Source organism: Nostoc sp., from assembly GCF_036917555.1.
Lineage (GTDB): Bacteria > Cyanobacteriota > Cyanobacteriia > Cyanobacteriales > Nostocaceae > Nostoc.
On record NZ_JBALDD010000063.1, the window covers coordinates 91,263 to 109,483 of the forward strand.

Genomic DNA, 18,221 nt, shown 5'->3' on the forward strand with positions numbered 1-18,221 from the left:
ATACTAATGTTATACCATTCTTACTCATATAAGGAATTTTAATATGCATAGTCGTTGGCTCTTGTCTGCTTTCGCAGTTTTGTTGAGTATAGTTTTAGTTGCTTGTACCACTGTAAATACCCAGCAACCACAAACAAAAGTGGAAAATACTACTGAGGTAACTAATGAGAACTCTCAGCAATTACCAAAAGAATCGGCAAAAAGAGTGGTTGCTCTTTCTTCTCTTTCTGCTGATATTATCTCTCGACTCGATCAAACAAAAGTTGTTGGAATCACTGGTAGTAAATTATTTAAGAATGACTTAAGATTCAAGGATATTCCCCGCGTTAGCGAAGGACAAAGTCCACCAAATTTAGAGAAAGTGGTAGCACTCAAACCAGATTTAGTTATTGGTGCTGAAGGTTTTTCTAACATTCCAATTCAAAAACTTCAGCAGCTAGGAATTCAAACTTTGCTCACTAAGGTGAATAGCTGGGAATCTCTAGAAGAACTTACTAAAACACTGGCTCAGTCAATTAATGCTGATCCTCAGCCTTTGTTAAACCGTTACAAAACTTTCTTGCCAGATAAGCCAACTCAGAGTCCTTCTACTTTAGCGCTAGTTAGTCGTCAACCAATTTTAGCGCCGAATAAAAACAGTTGGGCAGGGGATTTGCTGGCGAAATTCCAGGCGAAAAATGTAGCAGCAGATTTACAAGGAAAAAGTCCAGTTGGTGGCTATGTAACGCTTTCGGCTGAGAAAGTTTTAGAAGCAAATCCACAGGTGATAATTTTAGTTAATCCTCCACAAGGAAATTCAGAAGCAGCACTTTTAGATTCGTTGAAAAAGGAAACTTTTTGGCAGCAATTGCAAGCAACTAAAAATAACCGAGTCTATGTGTTTGATTATTTTGGTCTGGTGAATCCAGGTAGTATAGATGCAATTGAAAAGGCTTGTCAGCAGCTTAAGCAAGCGTTGTTTACACCACAGAGTCTTAAGTAGGTGGTTAAAATCTTGTTTTCAGGTTATACCTTGAAATGCTTGTTATTGATGAATAAAGGAGAGGGCAGATCCCCCCAATAGGCATTCCCAGTCAGAGACTGGGAACGAGGCAAAAATATAAAATTGACTGTGCTTTTAATCTTTTGCAGAACTAATTGGTTTTTGACCAAAGGGGATATTCTTTTTACTTTCAGGCGAAGCACCCCCAAGGCTGCGGAAATACAGTCCTCCAATGGTGAGTAAAAACGTCACATATCCCACTGCTTGCACAAGATAGAGATTGTCTCTATAGCCAAATAAAGATTTGAGAATAATCCCAGGAAACTGCTCGTCAGGCAAGATTGTGGAAGTATTGGAAACTATTGGGCCCAAAATACAGGAGTGGACTTTAGTAAAACGTTCGTAATAGAAACAAAGGCTTTCTGTAGCACGACTGCTAAGGGCAAGGTTAGCTACAGCGTCGTCAAAATGTTTTAAGGCTGAAACTACTAACCCAGCGACAATCAGCACTAATAAAACGCCCATTACCTGGAAAAACTGGCGGATGTTAATTTTGACACCCCATTTAAATAGCAGCACTCCAACAGCACATGCCCCTACCAAACCACCAATAGCACCCAATGCTGGCATTAATCCCTGTTGAAAATTAGCTGCAACGAACAGAACAGTTTCAAAGCCTTCGCGGACAACGGCAATTAAAATTAATGTAAAAACACCCCAACCAGCATTTGAGTTTTGTATCAGCGCTTCTGTTACTGCTCCCTCAACTGTAGCTTTCATGAATCTGGCTTGTTTAGTCATCCAGATTAGCATCCAACTGAGCATTGCGATCGCTAACACACTAAACACACCTTCTAGCCCTGGCTCAACTACGGAGGTGTATTGAGGATTAAGTGCTCCTAATACTTGAATTATCCAACTGAATAGCACACCGATTAAGGCACTGACGACAATCCCAACGCCGACACCAGCATATACCCAAGAGTTGAGCTGGGATTGTTTAGCTTTTTTCAGTAAAGCTAGCACAATACCAACAACAAGGGCAGCTTCTACTCCTTCTCGGAGTGTTATTACAAAAGTAGGTAGAGCAGTACTAAAATTCATCTTTTGTCCTTTGTCATTAGTCAGTTGTCCTCTCTTACAAAGTTCTGAACTGAGGAAACCTCAGCTCAGACTTTGCGCTTTGTCATTAGTCAGTTGTCCTTTGAATTTGTTTTTGACTAATGACTAATGACTATTAACCAAAATCGCGTAACATCTTTTTCAGTTCGAGATTATGCATCTCTTCTTGCCCAATCATGCCGCGAGCGAATTCTTCAAGATAAATGCTGGCATTGGTGACAGTTTCAAGCAAATCTTTATACAGATCCAATGCCTTTTTTTCATGGGATAAGCTTTCTGCCAAGATATCCTTGACTTTATGCTGGTAGGTTTCTTCCATTGGGGCAATTTTCAGTGAGGGATGCCCATCTAAACCGGTGAGAATTTCTCCCACTTGTTCGGCATGAAGTAAAGACTCACTTGCCTGTGCTTTGAAAAAAGCTACAATTGGAATACGGTTAGGGCCAGTTACCATCAAAGAATAATGTGTGTAGCGCACTACCCCTGCTAGTTCAAATTCCATGATGGCGTTTAGCAGGTCAATAGTCTTTTTCTGGTCAAGTTCTTGCATCAGTTGTTAGTTAAAGTAACGAATGGAGTGTAATGAGTTAGGAGTTAGAAGTTCGTAATGACGCTCGCGGACTCGCTACCGCTACGCTAACGTAATTCGTAACTTCTAATGATTTCCTCATTTTAAACTCCTTAACCTATACTTCCCATTAAATTAAGGTGTTATAGCTGTGCTTGGGTATTGGATTTGTCAACCACTTTTTGAGAGTTTTCCTCAATGGTTTTCACCAGTTTGGTAACATCATTAGGAATTTTTACTGCTTGTGCTGGTGGGATTGCGGCGGGCCAAACTTTAATTAGTTCAGCAAAACTTGTGTCGATCGCTTTGTGTGCTTCGGGATCTGCTTGAGCTACTTGACTAGAAATTCCTTTGTATAATTCATTGGCGTAAACCACAAAACCACGGGAGTCTTGATACTCAATTGGCGCGGTTACTTTACCATTTGCGATCGCAGCGCCATATTCGGAGTTAGCTGAATCTAGTAGTTCGTTAATTACCTGTAGCACAAATCCTGGTTTTGAGCGTTGAGCATCTGGCAAAGTTGCGATCGCAGAATCAACTGCTTGCATTGAAGAAGTAAAATTAGTCTTAACTTTGCTATTTTTCGGACTAGATTTCACTAAATCTTGCAAACTTACCAAAGTTGTCTTAAATTCTTTGACTTTTCGTTCATTCAATTGATCTTCGACATCAACGTAAATCTCTTCAACTGGATGCCCAATATGAGGTTCTGCCTGTTTCGGCTGATTCTGATCCAGCAGTTCTTGTGCTACCAAAAGATGTCCTTTCATTAAGCCTAATTTAGACATATAATCAACATCTTTTGCCTCACCTGTGAGTACCACTTCTTGAACACCAACCTGGTCTTTAATTTGGTCGAACTGTTCTTGAGTAATTACTTTTTTAGTAACTAAATCTTCTGGACTACCGTAGGGACGATTTGCCTGGATTTTATTGGATAATGCCGGAACACCTAGCTTGGCTTCAAATTTATCCAATTCTGACAATATTGCACTGTTAATGTTAATTTTTTGTTTGCTACCGTGACCACTATGACTGTTTTCACTCACTGCCTCTGTAGCTGGAGTGCTAGCAACTGGTGCTGAGGGATTTTCTGCGGTTGGTGTACTGCTACAGGAACTTAAGGTAACTATTGCCGCAGCTGCCACTGTTAAACAGATATAGCGAAATCTTATCATTTATGTTCCTCGCACAATTTAAAAGGTATTGGTTCAAATGCTTCAAACTATTACTCAAAGATAGTTTGTTTGACAAATTGTCATAGATTTTACTTTCGCATATAATGATATTTTTTATCAACTATTTCATTTAAAATTTTATTAATTACGAATTAAGTACCTTGTACTTAGCTTGAATAGAAATTACTATTCATTTTGTCATGAATTGTTAACAGTCTTTTGATTGCTCTGGGCAACTACTTCAAATTGACCCATGCAACCGTTTTCTGCGATCGCATCTTGATGGGGATGGAACATATACTTACCTGGGTAGCGAAAAGCAAATTCCAAAATGTGCCTTTCGGCCATACCCATCGTAATTACATCAGTTTTCTCGCTAGGAGTCATACTCATGCCATAGCGATAGACATCAAAGAAGTTGGCGTGGAGATGAAACGTCACTACCGGATCGTATTCAATAATGTTGAGAACATATAGCCGAATCAACTGATCTTGGTAAATGCGAATGGGATGATCCATGTAATGGTGGGGCAAACCATTGAAAGCGTAATAATCATTATGGCTATCATCATTCACGTCATACCCAGCCATCACTAGTACGATTTCATCAGCCGGGGGACGGGGAGTCGGTGGATCGATGATAAACATTCCGTACAGCCCCTTAGCGATGTGACGGGTAACTGGTTCAATATGGCAGTGGTACAAGTGAACGCCATAGGGTTCAGCATCAAATTCATAAATTGTGGCTTTGCCGTTGCTGATTGGGCGAACACCATCCATTTGTGCCGGATGAACGCCATGAAAATGCAAAGAGTGAGAATGTCCGGCGTTGTTGAGAAAAAGCACTCGCACGCGATCGCCCTGTTTTGCCCGTAGCGTTGGCCCTGGTATGCGACCGTTTAAATCCCAGATGTTGTAGGAGACAGCACTATTGAGATTTATAATGGAAGTACCGGCAGTTAACTGAAATTCCCGGATAGTCCGCCCATTTTCTTGCTTCACTGTCCCATAATCAAAATCCCTTAACATCTTCATCGGGTTAGTAGCGTCGTCTGGTGCTTCCATATCGAGTTGTGGCACTTTGACGATAGACTGACTTTGTAGATTTAGCATCTGCCAAAGTCCAGCTGCACCAGTCACGCCAGCACCTGCTAGTCCTAGCTTCAATAATTGACGACGGCTCCAAGGTTTTCCGTCACTTAGAGCGAAGTTGTTGGGCATGAGATTTAGTTATGGTTAGCGCTAAATAATTGCAAAATATTTGCAATTACTCTTAATATTTTAGATGAATTAGTAATTATAGTCTATAGCAATTTTATGTTGTCTTTGTCTGATGCTATCTGGCAATCGGTTTTAAAATGCTTTATTTAAATCCAATTCCAAAGAATTCAACTTCTCATATTTTTCTAAATAGTAATGAACGCCATTACTCATGAAAGCAACAAGTACTGACATAAGTGTTTAAGGAACTTAGGAAAATGTCTATTGACACAGGGGCAGAGGTGGAATCCGGGCGATCGCTCCGGCTCTGAGTGGTTCTGGGCGCTTGGCGTATGGGAGCAAACCATCCGACTTGGCGTGATACTGACCAGCACAGTCAAGTACGGCAGTTGCTGTCTTCTCTACATCTTCAGCATCAGCAGGCAGATCGCCGAATAAGTAGGTGTGTTTGTCAGAACAGACGAAAGCAATTGCACAAGCCCGATCGCAAACACCCATACATTCAACGGGTTGAATCGAGAACTTGTCTTGTAACATCCAATCATGATATAGGCTTTGTAGTTTCTCTAGCAGCCGTTCACCACTGCTTTTAGCAACATACTGTTTTGTGCGATCGCTACTTTCACAATTCATGCAAACGAATATAATGTGTTGATGATTCATAGATAAATTGCTCCCGTTCAATTTCTGATGCTGTGTTTATAAAAATCCATGTCGAATACTCAATGGTATCCGACATGGATTTTAGGCAATCAGTCTGTTTAATTATCGGGCGAACAAACTAAGGGCAAATGTATTTACAACTTTTTGACACTGACTTATGAAACACTACGATTCCAAGTTAATCTGGTACGCGGAGTCTGCCGATGTCGCAACCACAGTCCCAGCAACAAACCAATTATTACAATTCCGGTGAAGTAAGTCAGCGAAATCAACCGGACAGACATCGGCGGAGCGACACCTTCGACTGGAATATTCTCTGCAACTTGGAATGGCTGAAATTGCCTGATTGCATTTGCTTGCGGCGCAACCTCGACAACAATGCTATGCGGAGCACCATCAAAGAACTCCTGCTCCCACGCCAATTTTCCGTTGCTGTCTGGAGTACCCTCATAAGCAAACGCCAGCCAATTATTTTCGAGTTGGGTGGTTGTTACCTTCAACACGACATCTGTCACGGGTTGGCTGGTTTTGGGATCGCTGACGCTGACCTGCAGTTTGGCAGATTGACCCACCGTTGCATTCTCGTCACCCGATAGTTGCATATAAAGTTCTTGAGACTGCAATTTAGCAGGCTTACTAGAGGGCGGAACTTCTTCTCCCATACCTGGCATCGACATCGTATGGTGTGATTCGGCAAGTTCAGCGCTGATGTTGACCCAGAGGAGTGCAGCGATCGCTACCACAATCAATCCACTTAACAACAATCGCACCCGTTGCGGGGCAATTTCTCCCGGTTGAATTGGTTGTCTGCCCCCAATCACCCAACCTCCTAGTAGCCCAACTGCCAGCAAAATCACAACCAGGATACCAAAATAGCGGAACTTTAAAGAATTTTCAGGCAGCGTCAGCGTCAGCGTTTGCTGAATCGGCTCAAACGCATTGGCAACGAGCGGAGTAACTGCTATTTGTAGTTGATACGTTCCCCGGATCGGCAGGGTTTGTTGAACCTGCAACTGACCTGTTGGTGCATTGCCTTCAATATCCAGCAACTTTGTTCCCTCGACGATCGGAAAATCTGTTGTGAACCAGGGGTTTTTAGGAGGGGTGAACAATTGCAAGTGGATTTTGGCATCCTTTAAAGATTGCCCTTGAGCATCTACGGCTTGCAACATCAGCTGCACTGGCGGATTGTAGTGTCCCGAACCCAACACTGTAGTGGCTTCAGCCTCAAGGGGTTGAACCTGATTAATCGGTGGATTGGTTGTTAGCCGCACCGATGGTTGAGGAGATTGGGAAAGTCCGATCCAACTATACAGAACAATTCCGAGCGTGCAAATCACACCGATCAGCTTAGACCACTTAAATAAAGTCATTTGATTTGTGAACTCCTGCTAATCATTGACTCAACCAACTAATGGCAACTCACCATCAGTGTGTGGTGACGCAGAGTATGAGTTGTGTCATGGATAGCGGGGTATGTACTGAAATAAATTGTCCACAGAGTCAAAGAACACAGTGCAACATAGAGCGCTGATTGTACAGGTACTGATAGTACTTGACGGCTGACTTGTTGCTGAACCGAACTAGAAGATTGAACTGTCATTTTGTACCTCGTAGATAAAACGATATTTAATGATTGATTCGGTGGGTATTCTGACTTCTACAGTTAGCAGTGAACAGTAAATCACTGAAAACAGATGAATAAGACTCTGTATGAGCCGTACTAGTATACTGAGCCAGCTATTTCGTTTTCATTCATGAAGATTACCTATATTAACACCGACGTAAGGTTTAGTAAAACCTATCTAAATGACAGAGGCATTGCAATCTTATGTCCTAAGTGTGACTAGTCGTGTCGCTTCCTACTCACGGATGGTAAGAGAGCTACCCTTACCTTTTTGGCTAATCTATTAGTTTTACTTATCTTGAATTTCTCAACAAATTTATAAAAAATGTATCTTAGAATATGGTTTTTTGTACAAAAATTGTGTATCCAGCTATCCATCACAAAGCGATACCTTCTCTGCAAGCGTGTAGCTTGCTTCCACGTAGGGGTACGGTGAGCTTTCCTAACGCAGAACTTTTTGGTCTACCGAAATTAATTATACGAGGTCAAAAATAAGTACTTCGTCTCATATTTCACGATTGCAGAAAACCGCAAGTAATACTACAAGTGAAGGATACTGTCACAGGATAACCGATCGCAGATGTAGCGTTGCAGATAAAAGCGATCGCACCACCAATTTACATCCAATTGATTGGTTTATTTTACTTTACAGCCTTTGTCGGTATTGGCATGGCGATTGGATTGCTAATACAACATCGACGAAAACCACAAGTAAGGGCAAATTAGTAATATCAGATTTGTACTAAAGATTCCTGTAATACAAAGATGTAGATTAATCAATCAAAATAGTTGTGGTCAAACCACACTATTTTTTTATTAATGGGTTGTATAAACTATAAAAAGGTAGTGTAATAGGACAAGGTAAGCGATTGCAATAGCTTTAAAGGTAAAACTTATATTCGAGCTTAGGATTTTCTAGAAATTGGTATATTTATTAAGTAGAATTTTATTATTTCCAAGCTCATAAAATTAAGATTTACCGAGAATCCCCAGTGAGTAAAAGCAAGAGAAAGAAAAAATCAATATCTCAAAGTAGAACCTTGTGCTGTGGAGTTAATAGACAACGGCAACCAGGGTGTTTGGGCTTGATTGAAGCCAAATTAGGAGTTTTGGAGCCACGATGCCCAATATGCTTTGCTGCTATAAAAAGTTTCAGTTACCCTGAAATTGGAAGCGTTATGCATTGAGAGGAAAATCGCAAATTAGTTCAAATACTGGAATCTCAATGACAAATTTTGTTCCTTTGCCAACTACAGAATTGCAACTCAACCGCCCATCATGGGTCTCCTCAACAATTTGACGAGCGATGCCTGCGGCAAGCCGCTCCGCGTCTACGCTAATCCTAATCCTTGACTTCAGTTGCTGGACGTTTTTCGTTAGCTTTGAGGCGATACTTCAAAATCAACAGGGTACTCTCAATCCCTTCATGGAGATTACAAGCAACTTTTTCGGTTGTATCGGCTCTGGAGAAGGTGCAAAGACTGATGCTAATATCTTTAATTCTTTCTGAAGCCACCTTCATCAAGTCTACTAGGTTTGGTAAGTCTTCAGTCAGTATCACACAGAGCGATCGCTACTTGTAAAAACTCAATGAGAGCTTGTGGTGTTTCCCCTATTCTCCTATTCTCTCCTCTGTCTTGCCACTGCTTTAGAGATAATTCCCCCAAAGTCATCCATCACTAACACATAGCCATTCTGATAAGGTTCCAGACTATAGGTTTGGATGATTCCAGATAGATTCAAATTTTTGGCAATGGTGAATTGGTTGCGAAACTGTACCAATTCGCTGAAGCTGGGATAAGCGGTTTTCATCAGCTTAATCACCACAGATTTTTGGTCAGTTTCTCGATTAGCACGATAAACTAAGGTTCGAGAACCGTTGTAGAGTTCTTTGCTAACGTGATATCCGGGAATGCTGACCATACGGCTTAATTCTTGAGACGTCAGTATTTAGGTTTCCCTAAATCATGGCAGTTTTTACTTTCAGTTCGCTTATTTTAAACTGATTGAAATAATCAAAGCCCCCAAATTCTAACTGAACTTTGGGAGCTAATAATTTTAAGTTCACCGCGACGCCGTTTTACCTAAGTTTATGACCTGGGTTTATCCAGGTGGGAACCTAAATTCCTCGTTTAAAGTTTCCGGGTACATGCCCGGTATACTGCCACGAGAACAGCTGACTCCCTTGTCATTAAAGGCATAGATCAAAAAACTTGATGGCAGTCACCAACGTCGTAGTGCAACTCACTCATTATAGCTTTTCAAAAGATGTTGTGTGTTCAATATCGAAACTTTCCGATCTATTTACCTGGGATACCAGATAGATTCTATGGTGTGGGCAATGTTGTTGGCGTATGCACTTCCCAACTCTCGATTCTGATTATCCAGCAAAACAGTGACATGTCCCAACTTTCGCCCAGGACGTGATTCTGCCTTCCCATACCAGTGAAGGTGTGCTTGGAGAATTTCTGCTATTTGTTGACGCTGGCTTTGATAGTCGCTGTGAGAATTTTCATACCCCAGTAGGTTGACCATTACAGCGCCAGCACACTGTAAAGCCGGATTCCCTAAAGGTAAACCACAAACGGCTCTGAGGTGCTGCTCAAACTGAGAAGTTTCGCAAGCGTCAAGAGAAAAATGCCCAGAATTGTGGGTACGGGGCGCAATTTCATTTACCAAAACTTTGCCATCAGCACCCAGAAATAGCTCAATTCCAAAAATTCCCACTACTTGTAGGCTATTTAATAGAGTATGTGCGATCGCTTGGATTTCTGCTACTTGATTAGGCGTAATCTCGGCTGGCGCAATCACCCGCCGACATACTTGTTGTTCTTGTTGGGTTTCTACCACTGGATAAGTGACAATTTCTCCCTCCACAGAACGAGCTGCAATTATTGCTAGTTCTCTTTCAAATGGGACAAATTCTTCTAACAATAAAAGTGATTGATTTAAAGTCTTTGTTGTGGTTTCAAAACTTAGCTTTTGCTCTAAAGTAGCAAAATCCTGAATTATGAAAGTACCTTGACCGTCATAACCATGACGGCGGGATTTCAGGACTACTGGAAAACCTAAATATTCTATTTTTGATTTGAGATTTTCCACCTCGTCAAGGGCAAAAAATTGAGGAACTGGTAATCCCAAGTCCTGTAAATAGCAACGCTGATTATATTTATCTAAAAGAGGAGCTAAAGCTTCTAATTTAGGACGAAAACAAACGCCTTGCTGTGCTAAACCAGATAAAGCATTCAGGTTAACAAATTCGTTTTCAAAGGTGATAACATCACATTTTTGAGCTAATATTTCTGTAGCACTTGCATCATCAACTGGCGCAAAAACAGTTTCCTGAGCGATTGACACGGCCGGGTCATGTTCGCTAGGAGTTTGTACTACTAATTCTACTCCTAGCTTCTGTGCTGCATCCGCCATCATCCAAGCAAGTTGTCCGCCACCAATTACACCAACACGCTTCATTGACATCCTAGAGAATCACGAGTTTGCACGCCTGTTTTGGAATTCACACCACTGGCTTTACCGCACAGTTCTTTGATTTGCGCTCTATCCAAAATTGCATCTGTAAAATCTGCACCGTCTATATTTACATCATTAAATATGGCGCGGAGCAAAAGAGCTTCTTTGAAAACTACATCGCTCAAATCTGCCTTAGTCAAGTTTACCTGATCGACCATTGCATTCGTTAAATCCGCTCCGTGGAGATTTGCTTTTGTCATCACCGAAGCGCTCATGACTGCTCCTCGTAAGTCAGCGTTTGTAAAGTTAGCTAATTCCATATTGGCGTTAGAAAACTCCGCAGCTTGCAAACTCTGTCCAGAAAAATCACGTCTTGATAACTCTGCATTGCTAAATGACAGTGGATGAGTCCAGTCTACTGCCACTGCTGGATCGGCCACACACCAGATAATAATTCCGAGAAGGAATGCTAATGCTTGCCGCCAAAATATATCGAGAGCCAATTTGGTGTATAATCGCCGCATTTAATTACCGCACTTGAATATTAGCAAGACTGGATCGTAATCATTGAGACTCGCAGCCTTGCTACTGGACTTGGAGAACGTGTATTTCCGTTGCTTAATATTTTGTAACGCAAAAAGAGCATAAGCTTCTTACTTTAGCAAAATTATCCCTGCTACTTGAGGTAGAGAGTGGCAATCTGCGATCGCACTAAAATTAGATATTCAGAACAATATTTATTAAATACAATGCTGATCGCAATGACTGAGTAGAAATTACCTGCCAGATCAAGCAAGCTTTAGCAAAACACAGACGGGGAGCATAACTTATCGCTCTTGATGAAGATAAAACTTGAAATTCTTAACTCTTAAGGAATAATTTAGCTGAATAAAGCAATGTTTAGTATGGGCTATGTCTACGTTCGTTGATTTATTTACAATTATTCATTTGGAGATTTGAATTTCAAGATATCAAGAGTTTTATTGAGCAGTAATACTCACCGAGTTATTTATAATTCTTGACTTTCCATTTTTCAAGTAAAGTTTGTTGTCTTTTAAATTCAACAGCCCCGATTAACTGTTAATCTTTTAATTAATGAAAGCAAGGTTTGAGCATAATTATATGCATCTCAATTGCTTAACAAAGCTTAAAAGTTCGATAATTAGCGTTAATTTTATAGCGATTAGTTAGTTCTTCAGGAATCTCCAAGAGTTGACATTCACCAAGTACACAACTTCCACAAACCCAACTCCGAAACCCGATGATGAATCATTACTCACTTCAATGGATTGAGGCATGGTGCCAAGAAAATGGCTGGACAGATTTATTTGTTGAGCGACGTAACAACTTCTGGGCTTTCCCTCCGGGTGGGGTAATGCCGGAGCCAATTCCAGTTGATGTTCTCAGATTGATTAAAGCCGAAAAAGGACTGACTTTTGAAGAACGATTGTGGTCAATGTCCGCAGTAACTGGCACAATCTTAGCTGTTCTTTTTACCTTTTGGTTTCAGTCGCCGATGCCATTAGTTTTAGCTTTCGCTTTTAATGCTGTTACGGTGGCTCAATTTGAACTTGAAGATGCCTAAATTATGATTTTGGGCTTTGCTATTCAAAACTGCTCTTGTTTACTTTCAGCAAGAGCAGTTTTTAATTTAACAGGACTTACGCAACTGTCACAAGCGACGGTGCGGCGCAGCCGCACGCCCGCGCCAAACAACTAGACAATAAGCATGGGAACATCCGGCCGTTTTAGTTGCTGAACTAAATAATTTGACAGTAAAGAGTGCTTAATTTGATAAATTGTTTGACCAGTTTTATAGGCTATATCTTTGAGACGAAGCCAGACTAAAATAGCGCAGGCAATATGATTTCTTTGAATACGACCTTTGCGGCATTGACATGATTCAATACCAGTCAATTGTTTTAATTCTCTATGAAACTCCTCAATCTTCCATCGAACCTTACACACTTTTTGTACAACGTCCGTAGAATCTTGAGATAAATCGTTTGTAGCGATAAAATCCGTTCTGTCGGTGGAGACATTTACCCGGAATAGTTTCACTTTTTTCGCTTGAGGAAACTTTTTTATTTTAACTGTTTTTCCCCATGTTAACTCTTTCTCCTCCCAAGATAACAATTCAATTCTTTTATAATCTTCTTGACCTGACGTATCATCAACAAGTCGATTACGTTTCAAAGGGCAATAATAATATTTACCTAACCCATCAATATATAACATCAATTTATTTGTTGCATACCAACTGTCCATCAAGACGGCTTTAAACGGTAAATCCTTTTGATATACAAGGTTTTGCAACATCTGTATCATATGTTCTATCTTTGTTTTTCCATCTCTGTCCGGGTCATAAATCCGATAATCAACTACCCAAAACTTTCCGATTTCATGATTGACATATATACAATTTATTAACCCAATCCCTTGAATTACTCTATGTTCGTTACCACTATATTGGCGTTTACTTGTCTCTATTTCTGTGGAGGATCTTTTATCAATTACTGTATCATCAAAAACTCAATATGCCTGGGTATTTACCTCAATGATATCTTTAACATTATCCCAAAGCAAACGTGGCGTTAGTTTTTCATTCTTGAGATAACGGTTGATTTGATCGTGGCTAATCTGTTCTAAATGCTCTGCTAAATTTGTGATAGTATAATTGATCTGACTACTCAGCAAGTACTGGCAATAATTAAGTTTAGTAAATCGCATACACTACACCATTTAATTGGCAGCATCCTTTGCTTATCTTCTCATAATTTGAACAACAGCGTACACAGTTGATTACTGTTAATAATTTCAGCTATTTCCTCTGGCTACGTCACTTTTATGTAGTACACATATACTATATAAATAGCGATCGCACTGTGCCAGTTGCGTAAGTCCTGTTTAACAAGAAAGAATTCAGGAGTCAGGAGGTCACTGAGCGTAGTCGAAGTGAGCCAGAATTCAGAATTGAATTTTGTGCGACTCGCTACCGCTGCAAAGAAACAAACTACGCGCAGCGTCTTGTAGAAAGCGTCTTGATTCTGACCGGAGGCGGAGCTTTCCTTGCTTTGCTCCTGAATACTGACTTCTGACTTCTTCAATGATTTGTATAGCAGCCGTCTAGTCTATTAGGACATAACAATTAGAAATAACTAACATCTAAGAGCAGCTAGCAGGTAAAGCTACCTTCGCGTGTTTGTTAACGTAGTCCACAAATAATTGCTTCAATCGGGGACTAACGCCAGCGTGTTCAAAGAATCCAAAGCCGAGATTTCTCGCTTTTGCTAAGGTTTCCTCTGGTGTTAATCCTTCCTGGATAGCAATACTCAACAGCACAATTCCAGTTGATCGCATCCCGGCGGCACAATGTACAACCGCTGGTTTCGGGATTTGTTCGAGTGTCGTGAGGATTTTGGTAATCATCTCTTCATTCAAATTTTTTAGATCCACCTTGAGTGGAACATTTTGATAATACAGCCCTAATGCTTCCGCTACTTTTTGCTCATCTTTGGAAAATCCTAGTTCATCAGGCGATCGCAAATTGAGAACAGACTTAAAACCTTCTTGAATAGCTTGCTCAAGTTGTTTTGGTATAACTTGTCCTGTTGTTGTCAAGTTTTCGTTAATTTGTATGGCGTTGATCACATTCACTCCTTTTAACTTTCTAATATCTGCCAGCTTGGTAAATACTTTAAGGGCACAAGCTTTGAGAAGATATTCAAAATAAACACAACAAAATTAGCCAAATATCACAAGATATTGCTTAACTACTTCAAAATTAGTCTTTTGAAGCCGATTCTTTTATTGCTTTATCCATAATATACGGTTTGTCGATAGATTTAGTGTATATTAGAGTTTATTATATTTTTTGTCGATAGAATTACCGTAACTTATATTTCAAGAGTTATATTATTGGGCAAGTTGGGAGAGCAGTTGGATCAAGATTTTTGTGAACAAGGGTATAAATAGAACAATTCTTCTTTTTAAACTGGGCAAATGACCCAGAACTAAAGTTTTCATTCATACTTCTTTCCTTCTTCCTCCTGCCTCCTGCCTCCTGCCTTCTCTTGTAATTTGAATGCCAGCCCTGAACCTATGAGTGCTAACGAAATATCTCTTCGACCTGCCCAAGAAACAGATGCGTGGGTGCTGAGTGCAATTCATATTGCTGCTATCAAAGCTCTGCCTGCAACTTTCTACACCCAAAAAGAACTTTTAGCTTGGCGTAATTACCGCAACAAACCTGATGGTTCAAATATCTTGAAGAGTATGAAAGCGGAATCTTTCTGGGTTGTGATCAAGGGAGATGTTGTTATAGGTTTTGCTAGTTTCATTGTTGATGAACTCATCGGGCTGTATGTCCATCCTAAATATCAAGGTAAAGGGATTGGCCGTGCTTTAGTTCAACATTTTTGTGACGAAGCAACTGAGCAAGGTATAGATAAGGTAGTTACAACCGCTAGCCTTTATGCTGAAGGGTTTTATTTACGACTAGGATTTACTGCCATCCAAAAAGCACCTCATTATTTAAGAAGTGGGATAGTTGTTCCAGTTACTAAAATGAGTAAAATATTAGCTACTGCACCGAAATTAATTTGAGAAGGTAAATATTTTTAATAACTTTAAAAATGTTGGCATCAAGATGATTTTCCCCAAATTACGACCACTTTTTCTACATAATCTATGATGAAAGTAAGTACTTGCCAGCATAAATGCATAAAACTATCCGTTCATCAGCTCTCACCCGTACACGTTTGATAGAAGCCGCCTTGCAGGTATTTGCTAGTTTAGGTATTCAAGGAGCAACTACCCGTGAAATAGCTCGTGTTGCTGGTGTGAATGAGGTGACTTTATTTCGCCACTTTGCTAGCAAAGAACAACTTCTGGGAGCAGTAATGAAAAATGCCTTAGCACTCCAGACAGAAGCCCTTGCACACCCCGAAGCGTGGACACAGGATCTCAAAATTGATTTAAAACAGTATGCCCATCTTTACAATACTATGCTAGAGACACAGGAGGACTTAATTCGTACCTTCATTGGAGAAGCCAAACGTCATCCAGAGGCAGCCAAACAAGTGATTCAAGAAGCTGCCAAGCCCTTAGCGGAAAAACTGGTAGCTTACCTGCAATCGAGTCAGAAACGAGGCACTGTCAGGGCAGACCTCGATCCATTTCCGGCTGTCGATATGTTTACAGGAATGCTCTTAGCTGGAATGCTATGCCGCAGTGCAAAATTCAATCAAGGCAGCTATAGCTGTGAGGACTATATCGAAACCTGTGTAGATATTTTTGTGCGCGGTATTAGTACCACTCCCCTCTAATACGAATGGTACGCTTGAAAAGCTATAAGGTTTGCGGAATAAGGACTACAGCTTTAATCGTAAATTAAAGGGTTTAAGACCCCTACATCTACATCTGGCATCATTTCAGTCGGGGTTTAAATCGAACGTAGTTGCTACGACGCTCTTAACCCGCGCAAGGCACTTCTCTTCTCTACGAGACGCTAGGCGATCGTTTGAAATGTCTTTAATTTTGAATTTTGAATTTTGAATTTTGAATTGTTAATCCCTCTCCCGTGAAAAGTCAGATTCCTATTTCTCACCCCACACAATGTGTTCCTTGAAAGTTACTTGCTGTGAAACGCGAAGAGCGGTTTTAATTAAATCGGCTGCTTTTTCGCCGATCATAATTGTCGGCGCGTTCGTATGTCCCGTGATTAAAGTTGGCATAATTGAGGCATCGACGACACGCAACCCCTTAACCCCATGTACCCGTAGTTCGGGGTCTACAACCGCCATTGGGTCAGTTCCCATTTTGCAGGTGCCAATAGGATGAAACACAGTATTGCAAACTTCTCGGATGTATGCAACGAGTGCTTCATCGCTAGTCACATCGGCACCAGGCGCAATTTCTCTGCCTCGAAACTCATCAAAGGCACTAGTATGAAACAATTTGCGTATTAATTTAATCCCGTCAACTAGCTTTTGCACATCGGATTGACTTTGCAGATAGTTCAGCTGAATCATTGGTGTATCTTTGGGATCAGATGAACGCAAACTGATACTGCCAATGTTTTGGGGATGAGTCAAAACGATTATACCCGTGAAACCTAAACCAGAGTTGGGATAGCCAGGAGGTACCCTCAAAATGGTACAGAAGATTAGCTCTAAATCTGGCGCAGCATCTAGATGACCCTTGCTATACAAAAACAATCCAGTTTCACTGATCCCATTACTGTGTAAATCCTGAGTCGCCTCGTATGGCACAGTAACGCAAACGTGGTCTTGGAGGTTTTGTCCGACACCTGGTAAATCAACAACGACCGGAATTCCCATTGCTTGCAGGTACTCTGCATCGCCAATGCCGGAAAGCATCAGCAGTTTGGGCGAATCGAACGCGCCAGCACTTAAAATCACCTCTTTGTTGACCCTGACCTGGTGCAGTATGCTCTCGTGCAGATATTCCACCCCAACAGTGGAAGTTCCCTTAAAAAGCAACCGAGTCACTAAGGCTCCAGTCATTGTTGTCAAATTGGGACGCTTGAGAATTGGCACCAAGAATGCAGCAGCAGTACTGTGTCGTTTACCATCCTTGATAGTCACCTGAAAAGGTCCCGCACCTGACTGCTGCATGGCGTTGAAATCAGGATTTTTGTCATAACCCATTGTCACACATGCATCTACAAATCGTTGGGATATTGCAGATGGGGAAATGACATCGGTCACGCTCAACTCGCCATCTACACCGTGGTATTCGGAAACACCTCGTTGTTGGTTTTCAGATTTTTTGAAATAAGGCAATATATCCTGGTAACTCCAACCGGGATTCCCCAATTCCCTCCAGTGGTTATAATCGTGATAATTGCCTCGAATATAAGTCATGAAATTAATCGAACTGCTGCCGCCCAAGACTTTGCCACGGGGACAAAGGATTTTGCGGTTATTGAGGTAGGGTTCTGGTTCAGAGAAATAGCCCCAGTCCACCTCGGAGCCTGGTAGGTTTGTACATTCCGACGGGATTTGAATCTCCGGTTTTGTATCCTCTTTGCCTGCTTCGAGTAACAACACAGTGGTTTCAGGTTCTTCTGTCAGACGGTTGGCGACAACGCAGCCTGCCGAACCTGCACCAATCACAATGTAGTCATATTGGTTTTTAATTACCATTCCCCTGAACCAAGAACGTTTTGCTGTGTAATATCATTACCCAATACCACAATTACTCACGACTTTCAAGAGCAGCTTTGAGAGCGTGTATTGCTCAACCTCTGATGTAACAACCAATTCAAAGTCACGGCAATCGCCAGCACTGGTGCGTTCGTCGTTCGTGCAGCGTCTCTGACAGGAGAAGAGAAGGCATCGCCTGAATCATGCCATTACTATGAAA

17 protein-coding genes, 1 other RNA gene and 2 pseudogenes are annotated in these 18,221 nt (G+C 41.1%); 5 read left to right on the plus strand and 15 right to left on the minus strand.

Annotation, left to right across the window (positions count from 1 at the left end; translation table 11 throughout):
- Positions 1–43 precede the first annotated feature (43 nt).
- Positions 44–982 (plus strand): ABC transporter substrate-binding protein, encoded by a 939-nt coding sequence (locus tag V7K60_RS22825; protein ID WP_334928613.1) that lies wholly within the window; start codon positions 44–46, stop codon positions 980–982.
- A 135-nt stretch (positions 983–1,117) separates the two neighbouring features.
- Here V7K60_RS22825 and V7K60_RS22830 read toward each other — a convergent pair whose 3' ends face one another.
- The 7 genes from V7K60_RS22830 to V7K60_RS22860 form a co-directional block, all read right to left on the minus strand.
- Positions 1,118–2,086 (minus strand): FTR1 family iron permease, encoded by a 969-nt coding sequence (locus tag V7K60_RS22830; protein ID WP_334928615.1) that lies wholly within the window; start codon positions 2,084–2,086, stop codon positions 1,118–1,120.
- A gap of 133 nt (positions 2,087–2,219) precedes the next feature.
- The gene (locus tag V7K60_RS22835; protein ID WP_104906910.1) at positions 2,220–2,654 is read right to left on the minus strand and encodes a ferritin-like domain-containing protein; all 435 of its coding nucleotides are present in this window, start codon (positions 2,652–2,654) and stop codon (positions 2,220–2,222) included.
- A gap of 161 nt (positions 2,655–2,815) precedes the next feature.
- Positions 2,816–3,853 carry a ComEA family DNA-binding protein gene (locus tag V7K60_RS22840; protein ID WP_334928617.1) on the minus strand — a complete coding sequence of 346 codons (1,038 nt, stop codon included), beginning with the start codon at positions 3,851–3,853 and terminating at the stop codon, positions 2,816–2,818.
- 198 nt (positions 3,854–4,051) lie between these two features.
- A complete protein-coding gene (locus V7K60_RS22845) occupies positions 4,052–5,074 on the minus strand; it encodes a multicopper oxidase domain-containing protein (RefSeq protein ID WP_334928619.1) in 1,023 nt (340 codons plus the stop codon).
- Positions 5,075–5,335: 261 nt separating this feature from the next.
- Complete coding sequence (locus V7K60_RS22850) at positions 5,336–5,737, minus strand: DUF1636 domain-containing protein (RefSeq protein WP_334928621.1); 402 nt, start codon at positions 5,735–5,737, stop codon at positions 5,336–5,338.
- A 155-nt stretch (positions 5,738–5,892) separates the two neighbouring features.
- On the minus strand, positions 5,893–7,110 hold the full coding sequence (locus V7K60_RS22855) for a hypothetical protein (protein ID WP_334928622.1): 1,218 nt from the start codon (positions 7,108–7,110) through the stop codon (positions 5,893–5,895).
- A gap of 38 nt (positions 7,111–7,148) precedes the next feature.
- Complete coding sequence (locus V7K60_RS22860; RefSeq protein ID WP_334928624.1) at positions 7,149–7,340, minus strand: CbtB-domain containing protein; 192 nt, start codon at positions 7,338–7,340, stop codon at positions 7,149–7,151.
- Positions 7,341–7,952: 612 nt separating this feature from the next.
- Here V7K60_RS22860 and V7K60_RS22865 point away from each other — a divergent pair.
- Positions 7,953–8,090: a hypothetical protein gene (locus V7K60_RS22865; protein WP_334928626.1), complete on the plus strand. Its 138-nt coding sequence runs from the start codon at positions 7,953–7,955 to the stop codon at positions 8,088–8,090.
- Between the two features lie 616 nt (positions 8,091–8,706).
- Here the strand turns inward: V7K60_RS22865 and V7K60_RS22870 are convergent.
- The 5 genes and pseudogenes from V7K60_RS22870 to V7K60_RS22890 form a co-directional block, all read right to left on the minus strand.
- Positions 8,707–8,925, minus strand: coding sequence for a hypothetical protein (locus tag V7K60_RS22870; RefSeq protein WP_334928628.1), 219 nt, complete (start codon positions 8,923–8,925; stop codon positions 8,707–8,709).
- Positions 8,918–9,287, minus strand: a pseudogene (locus tag V7K60_RS22875) (hypothetical protein); the annotation flags it as partial. The pseudogene V7K60_RS22875 and the gene V7K60_RS22870, both read right to left, overlap by 8 nt.
- A 137-nt stretch (positions 9,288–9,424) precedes the next feature.
- Positions 9,425–9,608: non-coding RNA, 6S RNA (ssrS, locus tag V7K60_RS22880), on the minus strand.
- Between the two features lie 60 nt (positions 9,609–9,668).
- Positions 9,669–10,835: a 5-(carboxyamino)imidazole ribonucleotide synthase gene (locus V7K60_RS22885; RefSeq protein WP_334929388.1), complete on the minus strand. Its 1,167-nt coding sequence runs from the start codon at positions 10,833–10,835 to the stop codon at positions 9,669–9,671.
- Positions 10,832–11,356 (minus strand): pentapeptide repeat-containing protein, encoded by a 525-nt coding sequence (locus V7K60_RS22890; protein WP_334928630.1) that lies wholly within the window; start codon positions 11,354–11,356, stop codon positions 10,832–10,834. The genes V7K60_RS22885 and V7K60_RS22890 overlap by 4 nt, the downstream gene beginning before the upstream one ends.
- A 737-nt stretch (positions 11,357–12,093) precedes the next feature.
- Between V7K60_RS22890 and V7K60_RS22895 the strand changes: the two genes are divergently transcribed.
- Positions 12,094–12,417 carry a hypothetical protein gene (locus V7K60_RS22895; protein WP_334928632.1) on the plus strand — a complete coding sequence of 108 codons (324 nt, stop codon included), beginning with the start codon at positions 12,094–12,096 and terminating at the stop codon, positions 12,415–12,417.
- A 131-nt stretch (positions 12,418–12,548) separates the two neighbouring features.
- On the opposite strand, the pseudogene V7K60_RS22900 reads toward V7K60_RS22895, so the two are convergent.
- Positions 12,549–13,562: pseudogene (locus tag V7K60_RS22900) on the minus strand (IS701 family transposase).
- A gap of 435 nt (positions 13,563–13,997) precedes the next feature.
- On the minus strand, positions 13,998–14,483 hold the full coding sequence (locus tag V7K60_RS22905; RefSeq protein ID WP_334928634.1) for a beta-lactamase hydrolase domain-containing protein: 486 nt from the start codon (positions 14,481–14,483) through the stop codon (positions 13,998–14,000).
- Between the two features lie 450 nt (positions 14,484–14,933).
- Between V7K60_RS22905 and V7K60_RS22910 the strand changes: the two genes are divergently transcribed.
- Both V7K60_RS22910 and V7K60_RS22915 read left to right on the plus strand, forming a co-directional pair.
- On the plus strand, positions 14,934–15,437 hold the full coding sequence (locus V7K60_RS22910) for a GNAT family N-acetyltransferase (protein ID WP_334928636.1): 504 nt from the start codon (positions 14,934–14,936) through the stop codon (positions 15,435–15,437).
- Between the two features lie 113 nt (positions 15,438–15,550).
- Positions 15,551–16,159 carry a TetR/AcrR family transcriptional regulator gene (locus V7K60_RS22915; RefSeq protein ID WP_334928638.1) on the plus strand — a complete coding sequence of 203 codons (609 nt, stop codon included), beginning with the start codon at positions 15,551–15,553 and terminating at the stop codon, positions 16,157–16,159.
- Positions 16,160–16,429: 270 nt separating this feature from the next.
- Here the strand turns inward: V7K60_RS22915 and V7K60_RS22920 are convergent, their stop codons facing one another.
- Positions 16,430–18,001, minus strand: a complete 1,572-nt coding sequence (locus tag V7K60_RS22920) for a GMC family oxidoreductase (RefSeq protein WP_334928640.1) — start codon at positions 17,999–18,001, stop codon at positions 16,430–16,432.
- Positions 18,002–18,221: the final 220 nt, after the last annotated feature.